11 protein-coding genes and 1 pseudogene are annotated in these 13,678 nt (G+C 55.7%); 2 read left to right on the forward strand and 10 right to left on the reverse strand.

The window, feature by feature from the left end:
- Nucleotides 1-72 precede the first annotated feature (72 nt).
- From IWX85_RS19200 to urtA, 10 genes and pseudogenes are all read right to left on the reverse strand, one after another.
- A pseudogene (locus IWX85_RS19200) lies at nt 73-549 on the reverse strand (ABC transporter substrate-binding protein); the annotation flags it as partial.
- Between the two features lie 33 nt (nt 550-582).
- On the reverse strand, nt 583-1,629 hold the full coding sequence (locus IWX85_RS19205; RefSeq protein WP_196870842.1) for a cyclase family protein: 1,047 nt from the start codon (nt 1,627-1,629) through the stop codon (nt 583-585).
- 279 nt (nt 1,630-1,908) lie between these two features.
- A complete protein-coding gene (locus tag IWX85_RS19210; RefSeq protein ID WP_196870843.1) occupies nt 1,909-2,550 on the reverse strand; it encodes an ANTAR domain-containing response regulator in 642 nt (213 codons plus the stop codon).
- Nucleotides 2,550-3,704 (reverse strand): transporter substrate-binding domain-containing protein, encoded by a 1,155-nt coding sequence (locus tag IWX85_RS19215; RefSeq protein ID WP_196870844.1) that lies wholly within the window; start codon nt 3,702-3,704, stop codon nt 2,550-2,552. The genes IWX85_RS19210 and IWX85_RS19215 overlap by 1 nt, the downstream gene beginning before the upstream one ends.
- 565 nt (nt 3,705-4,269) lie before the next feature.
- A complete protein-coding gene (locus IWX85_RS19225) occupies nt 4,270-5,817 on the reverse strand; it encodes an amidase (RefSeq protein WP_196870846.1) in 1,548 nt (515 codons plus the stop codon).
- 44 nt (nt 5,818-5,861) lie between these two features.
- A complete protein-coding gene (urtE, locus tag IWX85_RS19230; protein ID WP_196870847.1) occupies nt 5,862-6,551 on the reverse strand; it encodes an urea ABC transporter ATP-binding subunit UrtE in 690 nt (229 codons plus the stop codon).
- Between the two features lie 14 nt (nt 6,552-6,565).
- Nucleotides 6,566-7,372, reverse strand: coding sequence for an urea ABC transporter ATP-binding protein UrtD (gene urtD, locus IWX85_RS19235; RefSeq protein WP_370584335.1), 807 nt, complete (start codon nt 7,370-7,372; stop codon nt 6,566-6,568).
- Nucleotides 7,373-7,389: 17 nt separating this feature from the next.
- Entirely contained in the window at nt 7,390-8,439 is a 1,050-nt protein-coding gene (gene urtC, locus IWX85_RS19240) for an urea ABC transporter permease subunit UrtC (RefSeq protein ID WP_196870848.1), read from the reverse strand.
- A 4-nt stretch (nt 8,440-8,443) separates the two neighbouring features.
- Entirely contained in the window at nt 8,444-9,346 is a 903-nt protein-coding gene (gene urtB, locus IWX85_RS19245) for an urea ABC transporter permease subunit UrtB (protein ID WP_196870849.1), read from the reverse strand.
- Nucleotides 9,347-9,439: 93 nt separating this feature from the next.
- Nucleotides 9,440-10,618: an urea ABC transporter substrate-binding protein gene (gene urtA / locus IWX85_RS19250; RefSeq protein ID WP_196870850.1), complete on the reverse strand. Its 1,179-nt coding sequence runs from the start codon at nt 10,616-10,618 to the stop codon at nt 9,440-9,442.
- Nucleotides 10,619-11,390: 772 nt separating this feature from the next.
- Here urtA and IWX85_RS19255 point away from each other — a divergent pair.
- Together IWX85_RS19255 and IWX85_RS19260 are read left to right on the forward strand one after the other, a co-directional pair.
- The gene (locus IWX85_RS19255) at nt 11,391-11,648 is read left to right on the forward strand and encodes a hypothetical protein (protein ID WP_231380012.1); all 258 of its coding nucleotides are present in this window, start codon (nt 11,391-11,393) and stop codon (nt 11,646-11,648) included.
- Between the two features lie 505 nt (nt 11,649-12,153).
- Nucleotides 12,154-13,164: a zinc-binding alcohol dehydrogenase family protein gene (locus IWX85_RS19260; RefSeq protein ID WP_196870851.1), complete on the forward strand. Its 1,011-nt coding sequence runs from the start codon at nt 12,154-12,156 to the stop codon at nt 13,162-13,164.
- Nucleotides 13,165-13,678: the final 514 nt, after the last annotated feature.

The following is a 13,678-nucleotide window of genomic DNA, read 5'->3' on the forward strand; positions in this document are numbered from 1 at the left end:
CTCGCTACGACAAGAATGATGAGATGTTTGCTGCCTTTATTACCGTTGCACTCATTGCCGAGGTGCTTCGGTAGCGTTAACACGCCCTAGGGCGTAAGTGTCATAAACGTAATGCACAGTGCTGGGCGTACAGGCTTCATTGGTCAGGCGCACCGAGCCTGGTCCGCTGAAGACCACGACACGGTTTTTTTCACGTGCAACCTCGGCAACTGCAACTGCAAGTGCGGGGGCCGACGCAGCGACGTCGAGTATGGCATCGACCTTTTCGCGGTCAAACCACTCGCGCGCCTTGCTCGCTGCAATGTCCGGTTTGTTTTGATGGTCGGCGTAGACCAACTCAATCGGTTTACCCACTACCTTGCCACCAAAATCCTCGATGGCCATCTTTGCTGCATTGACGCTGCCCATACCAGTAATATCCGCATAAAGGCTGGACATGTCCAGAATCAAGCCGATCTTTACAACATTGTCCGAAACGCCGGAGTGCTGAGCAGCAATAGAGCCGGACAGGGTAATCAGACCAATGGCGGCCAGTGGCTTAAGCTTCATAGGTTATTTTCTTCGATGGTTGCAAGTGGCACGTTAGACGGTAGCGATCGGAGTGGTCGGGGAACCGACGGCACCCGGCAAGCGCAGCGGTGGCGCCGTGAGCAAAAAGCGGTGTCGGCCGTTTGCGTGCAGCCAGTCGGCAAGCTCCCCAAGGTACCAAAGTTCGGCCAGTGGCAGGCCGAGCTTGAAGAGGCAGTGATGGTGCAAAGGCAGCAACGATGCAGGCGCAGGGGCCGGTCGCGCCGGGTAGGCCTCGACCGCATAGTTGTCAGCACACAGCGCAGCGATGCCACTGTCGGTGATCCATTGCAGCAAACCGTCGTCACGCCCATCGAGCACTGCACAACTCTCGGCCAGGAGTTTTGCGTCGGGCTGGCCCGCCATCTCCACAATGAGCTCGGCAAAACCGGTCCGAATCACCAGCATGTCGCCGGATTCGACCACCACGCCATCGGCCTGCATGACCGCGAGTAGTTCGGTTCGACCAATCATCTGGCGGGACCGACCGAAATGACGAGCGAGGTCAACCAGCACGGCTCGCCCCTGCATGCTGTGATGGGCCATGTTCTCAATACCAAGGGCGTATGCACGCGATCCGCCGCCTGCTTTTTCGCAAGCGCATTCACTGCCGTCGTCACCATAAACAACCGGACCGATCACATCCAGTTCGGCACGATAACCGTTGTAGTAAACCATCTCTGCCTCGCCGTCGCCATTGGCATCAAAGCGGGCGCCAACGTGTGCCAGTGAGTCCCACTGAGTTGAATACTGAAGCGAGATCAGCGCCTGGTCATCGCTCAGCACGTCGATGGAGTCAGCATCCAGACGTGACAAAGGAAAATTAACGAACGGCTTATGGTCGCGATAAGTAGGCGACAACTGCGGAGGAAAACGACGTGAATTAAGCGCATTGCCACCGGGCAAATCCAGTGGAAGCGACAGGCAAAAGCTGCGGCCAGCACGCACCTCGGCAACGCCTTTGAGAACTTGCTCGGGGGTTATTAAGTTGACGCGGCCCAGTTGATCGTCGACTCCGAAATCACCCCACGTGGAGCCGGTTGGTCTATGTTTCCAGCGCATACTTTGTCTCGTTATAGTTAAGAACTGACCTTGTGCAAAAAACGTGTTGTTTTCCAATAAAGAACAAATTTAGTAAAAAAATTTACTTCATTGAAGAGTGCATTAGGTCAGTTATGAATTGGAAATGGAAAAATATCTCCAAAATGTTTAAAATACACACCTCCAAATTTGCGATCAGCTGTCGTTCTTTCCTTAAAGTTCAATAGACCGCTGCACACCGCGTATCTTCTGAGGCGATGGATTGGTCGCCCCGCTGTGGCATCCTTTTTATCGCTTTCATTAGCCGGCTCGCTGTCCGCCAAGCGACAAAACTTCGCTGGCATGAACGATCATTGCAGCGATTTCTTCCACTGTGGTGCGCTTGCTCATGGCTTGCTCACGAATCAAATCGTAGGCTTGTATTTCGGATATACCGTGGGTTTTCATCATTACCGCTTTGGCATCGGCCAGATGTCGCGCTCCAAGCAGTTTGGCTTCAACCTTGCGCAACCGACGTGTCAGGGACCGGTTTTCCTTGTGAGTTTCGCGCGCGAGCACCAGTGCTGTCAACAGCCCGAATGAACGCACGGGCGAAGGTAAAACTGCCTGGGCGCCCAAGGCAAGAACAGCATCGACTATTGTGGGATTTTCATAAGTCACTACAGCGATCACGGTCGGAGCATCTTCACGCTGGGTCCACTCAAAACGCAAACCAATAATATCGGGCCGCACGGCCATGAAGGCAATGTCGATGCCTGCTGGTAACACCTGCACGGGAGGCCAAAAAGCCTGAACTTGGCAACCGATGCGCTGCAATTGTTGGGTCAATTGCATGCCGTCCGCATCATCAGGATGGATCACTGCAATTTTGAGTGCGCGAAGTTCTTTCAGTTGCGGAGGCGTTACCCGCAATGTGTGGCGCGCAGCACTGCTGTCGTTCATCAGACGGCCAGCGTATCAAGCTTAGCGGCCCAGTCGCCAAGTGAATGCGTGACCAGATAGGGGTCCGGGTAAACTGATCGGGTGGCTTGCCGTACGATGGTGAACTGCCCCTCGGCATTCACACGGCCAATGCGAGGGTAAAGGCAGGTGTGGTGGTTTGCGGGGTCAATCTTGATCCGGCCCTGGGGCGCATCAAATTCGCTGCCCAGAATGTGCGGCATCAGTTGCGCGATGCCTTCATCACCGGACAGGCGCAATGCATTGGCAAAAATGTGCATCTGGAAATAGGACGCCTCCCAGCAAAGATTAGGTACGCTGCAATCGTTAAAGCGCTGGCGTAGTCGCGAGAGACAACGGAGATTGACATCGGACTGGATGGACTGGAAGTACGGCGCCGATGTGTAGTGACCAGTTGCGATGTCGCGCTCCATCTGGGAAATCTCTGCCTCGGAGGTCGTCAGGCTGGCAATAGGCATGGTCTTGGGATCAAACCCTGCATCGGCATAGGCGCGGTACAAAGCGACAGTGGACTCGCCGACCACGGTTGAGAAAATGAAGTCCGGCTGTTTGTTGCGAATGTCAGCCATAACTTCAACATAGTCCTTGTCCGTCGCATTGAGCGCCATGTAGCGCTCGGCAAGCTTTTCGCTGCCTTGGCGTTGCTGCACCAATTCGCCCATGATGCGGTTCGATTCATAAGGATAGATGTAGTCCGAGCCGATCAGGTACACGCGGGCCCCAAAGTTGGACGTCATGAATTCGGCAAGCTGAACACTGTTCTGGTTGGGTGCCGCCCCAGTGTAGATCACATTGCCCGAATACTCGAAACCCTCATACAGCGTGGGATAGAACAGCAGTTTGTTCCATTTTTCAATCACGGGAATCACAGCTTTCCGGCTGCTGGACATGTAGCACCCGAAAATCACATTGACCCCCTCTTGCACAATCAGCCGCTCGGCCAGTTCGGCGTACCGCGACGGCGTGGATTGTGGGTCGTACCGAACGGCCACCAACTCGCGCCCATCGATTCCCCCAGCCTCATTGATTTCCTGGATGCCCAGGAGGGCGCCCTGCAACTGTGACAGTCCGATGGTCGAAGTGACGCCCGTTTCCGAGTACAGGATGCCGACGCGAATGGGATCCTTGTCAGCCACGATGCGGCCTTCTTCCGATGTATCTGTTCATGATTGATCGTTCTGTCATTGCCTAGGCCCTATCTCAATTTGATGCGAGCCGCGCGCAGGCCCGCTGCATTTGGGCGGGCAAGCCGCGTGGATTGGTCGCGACAAAGTAGTTGCGTCAGCCGACGATGCGCTGCGCATACGCGTCCGCGCCTGCGTCTACCGCCATGCATCAGCTGCGCTGTGGCGTGCCGCATTGCAGCGCCGATGCGTGCCGAATAGCGCGCCTGCACCGAGCCGAGCTGGGCGCGTGACACTGATATTGACATCGCGCCGAACTCGATCAGCCGCCTGCAATAGACCTCGGCCTTAATGTGCAGTTGCGGCATCTTGTAGTTGACGACCGCGACGCCAACTTTTGCTGTTTGAGATATCACCATATCTTCATGACCTTGCTCCTTTGGCAGGTTGAGATTTAAACGGTTAGGAAAGACCTGACCGTTTCCGCGCACAGACGGGCGGCGTTTTAAAGACGGCCGGCCGGATCTGCTTCGACCCCGTCAGCCAGCATGAGGCTCCGTTAATTACAAGAAACTCATTAGGCCTTTTTGAGTTCGGGCGGCTTGCGGTGCCTCGTTCCCTGTTCGTAGGCGTATGCGATAGCGAGCATGTCGGCTTCACTCCACTGCCGTGCAACGATAACAAGGTTGAACGGAGCGCCGGAGGCGTAGAAGCCTGCCGGTATGGTCACCGCCGGCAGGCCTGCGATATTTACCTCGCTGACCACCATTCCGTCGATGGTTTCGTCTCCATGCAGCGGACCTAAAGGACCACGCATTTGCGGGTAGATGACCGCATCGAGCCCATGCTTGTCAAAAACTGCATTGAATGTATCGAGATAGGTTTCCCTCAGAGCGATGAACGACGTCATATCCGTGGGGGTGGATGGGGACCTGGCCGATTCGACGAACGCGGGCACATGACTCATATAGCTCAACGTGCCCTCTGGCCCGAACGCGTCTTCTTTTTGTGTTGCCTTGGCGAATTCGGCGAACGTCTTCAGAGCGACATTCGAACCCATGCGCTCGAGATACTTCTGAATGTCATAGGCAATTGATTCCATGCCACGTGCGTCGAACTCGGCCCCTGGCAAGACCGCCTTGCGCAGTTCCATGAACCCGGAACCGGCGAAGGGATCCTCAACAAGGTCAGCTCCAAGTTTTCTCAATTCTCCTTGGGCGCGCGCATAAAGGCCTGTCGTCTCTTCCGCAAACGTCGAGGCACGCCAGCCCGGCCCATAAAGACCAATGCGCTTGCCCTTCAGCGCATCCTTGTCTAGTTTCGAGGTATAACCACCTTTTGGAATCTTGCCCACGCTTGCGGCCGTCTTAGGGTCCTCCATCGAGAACCCAGCCAGTGCGTCCAGAGTCAGTGCTGCGTCTCGCACGCACCGTGCGATAGGACCAACAACGTCACGAAGGCTGGAGAGCGGCATGACACCGGCGTTGGGAACGAGCGCGAAGGTTGGCTTTATGCCCACAAGGCCTTGCGCCGAGGCAGGGTTTTGGATCGAGCCGGCGGTTTCTTCCGCCAAACCAAGCACGCAGAAATTGGCACCAACAGCAGTTGCAGTCCCGGCGCTGCTGCCACCGGGAAGAAACTCTCTTCCAGCCGAATTGTAAGTTGAGCCAGCCCAGCTTCCATTGGCATGCGAACCAGTGTGGCTGAGCACCGGAATGTTGGTCTTGCCCAGGATCACAGCGTCGGCTTTGCGCATGCGGGCCACTACAGGAGAATCGGTCTCGGGTAGCAGATCGACGCCGCCGGTCTTGCTGTAGAGAAGCGACCAGCCACCCGTGGTCGGAAAACCCTTCATGTCCATGGCTTCCTTGACCACGACCGGAACGCCTGCGAGCGGCCCAAGTTTTTCGCCGGCGGCGCGGCGCGTGTCGATTGCGCGCGCTTCTTCAACCGCCTTCTCGTTGAAAAAGACGATCGCGTTGTAGGTGGGGTTGAATTCTGCGATCCGCTTCAAATAAGCCTTGGTCAGCTTTTCCGATGTGAAGGTGCCGCTGGCGAAACCCGCCTGAACCCGCTCGACAGTCAGTTCAGTCAGGTCGATGTCATCTGAATTTACCTTACTCATTTTGGCTCCACTTAAGTTTGTATGGTTGATGGGTGGTGACGATCTCAAACGGTCAGGAAAGACCTGACCTTTTCCTGATCGAGGCCGGCGCGCAACTCGTCATGCACGATGCGCCCACGGTCGATGACCAGAAACCGGTCCGCCAGGTCGAGCGCGAAGCTCAGCACCTGCTCGGAAATGACGATGGCGAAACCGCGCTCCTTGCGCAGCACGTTGAGCGTTTGCGCCAGCTCCTTGATGATCGACGGTTGGATACCTTCGGTCGGCTCGTCCAGGATCAGAACCTTGGGGTCTGAGATCAGCGCGCGTGCTATGGCCAGCATCTGCTGCTGGCCGCCCGACAGATTGCCGCCCTTGCGGTGTTTCATCTCCTGGAGCACCGGGAAAAAACGGTAGAGGTAGTCTGGGACCGTGCGGTGGCCCGAGTGCTCGGCGCCTGTCAAAATGTTTTGTTCTACCGTCAGAAAAGGGAACACCATGCGCCCCTGAGGCACGAAGGCCAGCCCTTGCTTCACACGCTTGTAACTGGGCAGGCCCGTTAGTTCCTGACCGTTCAACCGAATGTGGCCAGAACGCGTTGGCAGCAATCCAATCAACGACTTCAGCAAAGTCGTCTTGCCCATCCCATTTCGCCCCATCACGGCGACGGATTCATTCGCGCCGACCGCCAGCGAAATGTCGTGGATCACATGGGATTCGCCGTAGGCGACGTTGAGTTGCGAGACTTCAAACATGGCAGGGCTTTCTTTCAATGACCAAGGTACACATCAATCACGCGTTGGTCCGACTGGACCTCGGCGGCGCTGCCTTCGCTGAGCAGCTTGCCTTGATGCAACACTGTTACCTTGTGGGCGATGCGCTTGACAAAATCCATGTCGTGTTCGATCACCACCACCGATTTGCCCTGGGCAATGCGGCTTAGCAGATCGCCGGTTTGTTCACGTTCGCGCGGGCTCATGCCCGCTACCGGTTCGTCCAACAGCAACAGTTCGGGTTCCTGCATCAGCAACATGCCAATTTCCAGCCATTGCTTTTGCCCATGACTGAGCTGCCCAGCGCGTCTGCCCAGCTGATCGCGCAAATACACTTCCCCTGCCATCGTTTCAATGCGCTCGCGCACCTCGGGTGTACGGCGAAAAGTAAGGGACTGAAACAGACCGTGCATTTTGGGCAATGAGATTTCGAAGTTCTCAAACACTGTGAGGTCTTCATAGACAGACGGCGTCTGAAATTTGCGTCCAACACCAGCACGCACGATCTGGTGCTCACTCATGCGGGTTAAATCAAGGCCGTTGAACAACACACGGCCAGTCGTTGGCTTGGTCTTGCCGCAAATCATGTCGAGCAGCGTGGTCTTGCCCGCGCCATTCGGACCGATGATCACGCGCAATTCGTTGCGTTCGACCGACAGGCTCAATGCATCGACGGCCTTGAAACCATCGAATGACACAGTGAGTTCTTCCACCAGCAAAACCTGTTCGCGAACTGGCGAAGCGGCGGCATTGCCCAGATGCAGCAGCGCTGCATCTGTCTTTTTCGGTTGGCTAGCAGACAAGGAGGTCATCAAGGCGCTCATGACTGTGCCGCCCGTGCTTTACGCTGCCATGGGAAGTGATCAGTCAACCCAGCAAGTCCGTTGGGCATGGCCCAGACCACAAGGATAAAAACCGCCCCGAGAAAGTAAAGCCAGCCTTCAGGAAAAATCTCCGACAGGTACGACTTCAGGAAACCGATCAGCAGGGCGCCAACGACGGCTCCCGGAATCGACAGTCGTCCGCCGACCGCTGCATAGATGACCATTTCTACGGAGGCGACCACACCGATAACGCCAGGGGCGATCAGTCCAACCTGCAGGCTGTAGAACGCACCGCCGATGGAGGACAGGACAGCTGCGACCGCAAACACAAAGGCTTTCATGTGGGCCGTGTCATACCCGCTGAAACGTACACGGTCCTCACGGTCCCTGATAGCGATCAGGATCTTGCCGAATCGGCTGCGCACGATGGCCAGTGAAATCATCATCACCAGCACCATCGCCGCCACTTCGATGAAGTACATAGTTCGTTTAGCCGTGTCGCTCAAAATATCCCAACCCAGCAGCGTGCGAAAGTCCGTGATGCCGTTGGCCCCCCCGGTGTCGCCTTGCTGGCCGATCACCACCACGGTGAGCGTGAGTGCGAGGGACAGCGTGACGATGGCAAAGTAAACACCGCTCACGCGCTTGCGAAAGATGGCGTAGGAGAACACATAGGCCAGCACCGCCGGGATCAGCAGGAGGGCAAACAATGTCCAGCCCAGTGAGTGAAACGGCTGCCACCAAACGGGGAGTTGCTCGACACTGCTCCACACCATGAAGTCGGGCAGTTCCGGCGCTGATGCTTCCAGTTTCAGAAACATGGCCATCATGTAGCCGCCTAAACCGAAGAACATGCCCTGACCCAGACTAAGCACACCACCATAGCCCCAGGTCAGCACGATGCCGACCGCCACGAAACCGAAGGAAAGGTATTTGCCGATCAGGTTTAAGCGAAACGGATCGAGCAAGGCAGGCAGCACGACAGCCAGCAGCAATGTGACCAGGAGTACCGCGAGAGCATCGGAGCGACGTTGCATGTTTGGCATGGTGTCAGTTCCTTGAACGCACAGCGAAAAGACCATTGGGCCGGAAATAAAGCACCACGATCACCAGCAGCAGGATGGTGGCTTTGGCCATGGAGCCACTCAAGAGGAATTCCATCCAGGTCTGCGACTGGGCTATGGCAAAGGCCGACAGGGCAGTCCCTAAAAGACTTTGCACACCACCAAAAACTACCACGATGAATGAGTCAACGATGTACAACTGACCAGTTCCTGGGTTGGTTGAGCCGATCATGGTGAACACGCAGCCGGCAATACCAGCCAAGCCTGAACCCAATGCAAACGTCATTGCGTCCACACGGTTGGTATCGATCCCAACAGCGCCGGCGATGGCCCGGTTTTGTGTCACGGCCCGTACTTTCAAACCCCAGCGTGTCCGGTACAGCAGCAGGTAGACCGCGATAGCGACCACCGCAGTCAGCGCCACGATGAAAAGACGCGTCAGCGGCAGCTGGATGCCAACGACCGGCTCCCACGCACCGGCCAACCATGTCGGCAGTGGAACGCTGACTTCTTGAGCGCCGAAGATGTTGCGGTAAGCCTGTTGCAGCATTAAGCTCAGTCCCCAGGTGGCAAGCAGCGTGTCCAGGGGCCGGTTGTAGAAAAACCGTATAAAACCTCGCTCGAGCACATAGCCCAAGGCAAAAGTCACGGCGAATGCAAAAGGGATTGCTGCAAAGAGATAGACGTCCATCCAGCCCGGTGCGAAGCGTTCAAAGAATTTGGCGGCGACGTAGGTCATGTAGGCGCCCAACGCCATCAATTCGCCATGCGCCATGTTGATGACGCCCATCAGGCCAAACACAATTGCCAAGCCGAGCGCCATGAGCAACAAGATGGTGAACAGGCTGATTCCGTTGAACACCTGCATCACTGCAATATCAAAACTCATGGCACTGCTGCTTTCGTAGAGAAATTTGGAACGCTGGAATCACTTGAAGCTCGGCAAAAAAGGTGCCGACACTGGTTACCGGTACCCTTTTTTCTATACCTTGGGGAATGGATTTGGTTCGATCAATGGGGATTCCCACACGATGTCAAACTGACCATCAGGTCGCGCACGTCCAATGCGCACTTTCTTCGCGACGTGTTGATTGCCCGCAACGCGGATGAGACCTTCAGGTGCCTGAAGCTCGATGCCTGGAGCGCTGGCAACGACTTTCTCGATATCAAAAGACTTGGCCTTTTCGACCATCATCTTCCACAGGTAAACGCTGTTGTAGGCACATTCCATCGGATCTCCGATGACGCGCTCTTGCCCGTACTTGGCCTTGAACGCCTTGACAAACTTCTCGTTGGCCGGTGACTTGATACTCTGGAAATATCCCATGCAGGCGTAGTACCCAGCAGCGTTGTCCTTGCCAATGCCCTCGATTTCGTTTTCCGAGACCACGGTCGACAGCAAGACCTGTTTCGTACCGTCTAAGCCTGCGGCTCGCAGTTGCTTGTAGAACGCTACATTCGAGCCACCCACCACCGTGCTGTAGATGACGTCAGGCTTGGCCGCCTTGATTTTATTAATGATCGAAGAAAATTCGGTGTGGCCCAGCGGGGCATATTCCTCACCGACTACTTTGCCGCCCCCTTTAACAATAGTAGGTTTGGCGATCTTGTTGCAGGTGCGTGGATAAATGTAGTCAGAGCCGACCAAGAAGAAGGACTTGCCCTTTTCTTTGACCAGCCAATCAATGGCTGAAATCACTGATTGCGTGGCTTCCTGCGAGGTGTAGAACACATGTTTGTCTTGTTCCTGGCCTTCGTAATAGGTCGGGTAGAACAGCAATCCTTTGGTCTGATTCAACACCGGCAACACCGCTTTGCGTGAGGCTGAGGTGTAGCAGCCAATGATGGCAGCGACCTTGTCACGCTCGATCAGCTTACGTGCCTTCTCGGCGAAAACTGAATTTTCACTCGCTCCGTCTTCAACGACAACCTCAATTTTTTTACCCATCACACCGCCAGCGGCGTTGATCTCTTCGATTGCCATTTTTTCTGCGTCAACAAGCGAGGCCTCGGCAATGGCGATCGTGCCCGAGAGCGAATGCAGCAAGCCAAGTTTTACCGTGTCTTGCGCGAAGGCACGGGTGACGGGTCCGGCCGTGACGCCAATGGCGAAGAGCGAACTGGCTGTCTTGACGATCTGGCGGCGATTGAACTGGTTCATTGTTGTCTCGATACAGTGGCGGTTGAAAGTTTTTCCGCAGGATTGCTTTGTGCTTTGTACAGACAACAAGTCAACCTTTGGACCTCCGACAAATCAGCGTCATCAGGGACAACTTTTCTTTAGGTAAAGCTCCGCCACCGAACAGGTGTTCTTTCGAAAGTGCTTATGTCAAAGAAAAAACAAAAAAGCCCGAACCGGGAGTGATCCGGTTCGGGCTTTTTTGCCCAACATCCGACTGGCAGCATTGGCAGTCGATGTCGATTGATAAATGACGTTTGGTGTCTGTAAGCATTTTTAAGTGACTCGCTATTTTTAACATTAGAATTTTCACTAATGTTATTAGTGGTGCTTTGTGGTAGGAACAAAAAAATTTACTGCTCTTTCAATAACAGATGACATTACCAAAGCGTTGCTTGTTACCAGCAGGTAAGCGATGATGCAGGGCTGTTGCCGCCACCCAAGAATTGACCAGGTGGACTTTCGTTGAGCCGTACATGGGTTAGACAAACCGTTGCCTGCATTGGTATTGCGATGCGATGTCCTGGGTCAAGGAAAAGTCGGCATCTGGATCAAAAGAGCTTTGGCGCCAATACTTGGATTTTCACCATCTGTGATGGATTACGTTTTTCGAGGACAAGATCAAGCTTGACGTACCCCGGCATTTTTGCCCATTTCAAGCTATTCTGCAGGCATGGCGTCACCAATAGAACCTTCGCTCTACTCTGTCACGACTGACGGTCGGTACTTCGTGGTCCGCGGCTGACTCTGGCGCATGGCCAATCCCGAGCTTCCCGAGCAAGCGCGTGCCAGGCTCGTCACAGAGCTGATGCGAGCACGCCGAGACGTAGGAAAAGCATTGCGCATCAAAGTTGCTGAGGCCGAAACGCTGGCCCGGCAGGCTGTTCAGGTAGCCAAACTCGGTCTGGGTGAGCGCGGACCGACATGGTGGTCGGATGGCGCACCTGACTACAACCGCCACATGATGCGCAATACGCCTTACGCACAGTGTTATGCGGCGCTGGGCAGGTAATAATCCTGCACAAATCTCGCTTCCGTAGCCTCTTCCCAATCCGTCAACAGCTTATCCAGAGGAGGTTCGCGTACATTTCCTGTGACGGCCCCTCTTTGGTTCATGTCAGGAATAGATGGATGAAAAACCTGGGTACCGTTTTATGTGATTCCGGAGTAGTTCAAAGCATCCTCACCCGCGCATTGAGAAAAGACTGACGATAAGAGGGCGTAAAATTTACAAAACCAGCGACTGCTCAAGCGACAGCGTCAGGGGGATGGGGTCGCTCAAGTGACCGGCGTGCCCAATTCTGGCAATTTCCACTCTCTTCACGGTAAGGGTACGGAAAATGAACAGCAGGTCTTCACGGCGGTGTCGTGCAGATACGCATCTTTACCACGCCCAGTAAACGTCTTGATTCCACGGCATCCGCGAAGGGCGGTGTTGCTCCTATCGTCATAGGTGCTGCAAGCGAGGCTTACAGCGGTGGTCTGATAATTTCCTAACCCTTTAGAGGATTCCATACATGAAAGCCGTCGGTTATCGCCAACCCCTGCCCATTGATCATCCCGACGCGCTTGAAGACCTGGAGCTGCCTGCGCCGCTACCGGGGGCACGCGACCTTTTGGTACGCGTCCGGGCAATCTCGGTTAATCCAGTCGACACCAAGGTGCGCAATAGCGGCGTGCCCGTGCCCGGCCAAGCCCGGGTACTGGGCTGGGACGCGGTCGGCACGGTCGAGGCGATAGGCGCAGATGTCACCGGCTTTAGGCCCGGCGAGCGCGTCTGGTATGCCGGCTCCATTACCCGCCCAGGCGCTAACAGCGAGCTGCACGCAGTGGACGAGCGCATTGTCTCGCACGCACCGGCTTCGCTCAGCGATGCGCAAGCCGCTGCCCTACCGCTGACCTCAATCACTGCATATGAGTTGCTGTTCGACCGGCTCGGGGTACCTGCAGGCGGCGGCGCGGGGCAGACGCTGCTAGTAGTCGGCGGTGCCGGCGGCGTAGGCTCCATCTTGATCCAGCTGGCGCGCCAGCTCACGCAGCTGCGTGTGGTGGCCACAGCCTCGCGGCCTCAGACACGCCAGTGGTGCATGGATCTAGGCGCGCACGGCGTGATCGACCACAGCCAGCCACTGGCCGCCGAGCTGCAAGCCGGCGGCTTCGGCCAAGTGGACTGGGTAGCCGCGCTTACGCAGACGCAGCACCACTACGCGCAGATCATTGAGAGCCTCAAGCCACAAGGCGCGCTGGCGGTGATCGACGACGCGCCTTCTCTCGACGCCGTACCGCTCAAGCAAAAGTCGCTGTCCCTGCACTGGGAGCTGATGTTCACGCGCTCGATGTTCGAAACGCCCGACATGGCCGCGCAAGGCCGGCTGCTGGCCGAGGTGGCCGGGCTGGTCGATGCCGGCCGGCTGCGCACCACGCTCAATGCCAACTTCGGCCGCATCGACGCGGCCAACCTACGCCGGGCGCATGCGCTCATCGAAAGCGGCAAGGCGCAGGGAAAAGTGGTACTCGAAGGCTTCTAAAGCAGCGCGGCGCAGTTGAGAACTGTTCGTGCGGCTCCAGGTAGTGTCAGTGATCGGTTGTCAAGTGGGGGTAGAACGAGCAGTCGTATCTCCAACGGCCATTTATGGCGGGAAACCTTGGAAAGGACAATTTCAGCCATCAAACCTATCAAACTCGATTTTCGTACAGCTTTTGTGTAGTCATGAATGGGATTGATGGTCAACCCAATTAATCAGCGTCTGGCCAACCACGCTTAACGTGCGTACCATCGCCGCGGTGCTTTAGCCGTTCTCCACCAGGCGACCACTGCCTCTTGCTTGAAACCGTTGAATCTGCCAAATTGTCAGATGTGGTGGTGCCTTTGCTGAAAAACAGGTGTAGTAGTATCAATTTAATGGAATTGCTTGCTTATAGGCGAACCGAAATGGTCAAAAGTTATTAACTGACCTTACGCAGCCGCCTGTCCTGTTAGCCTACGCGCATGAAAAATTCTGAACTGGAGTTGTACACGGATTACCTGCTGAGCAGCTTTGG

Origin of the sequence: Polaromonas sp. CG_9.11, assembly GCF_015752225.1 — a bacterium.
Lineage (GTDB): Bacteria > Pseudomonadota > Gammaproteobacteria > Burkholderiales > Burkholderiaceae_C > Polaromonas.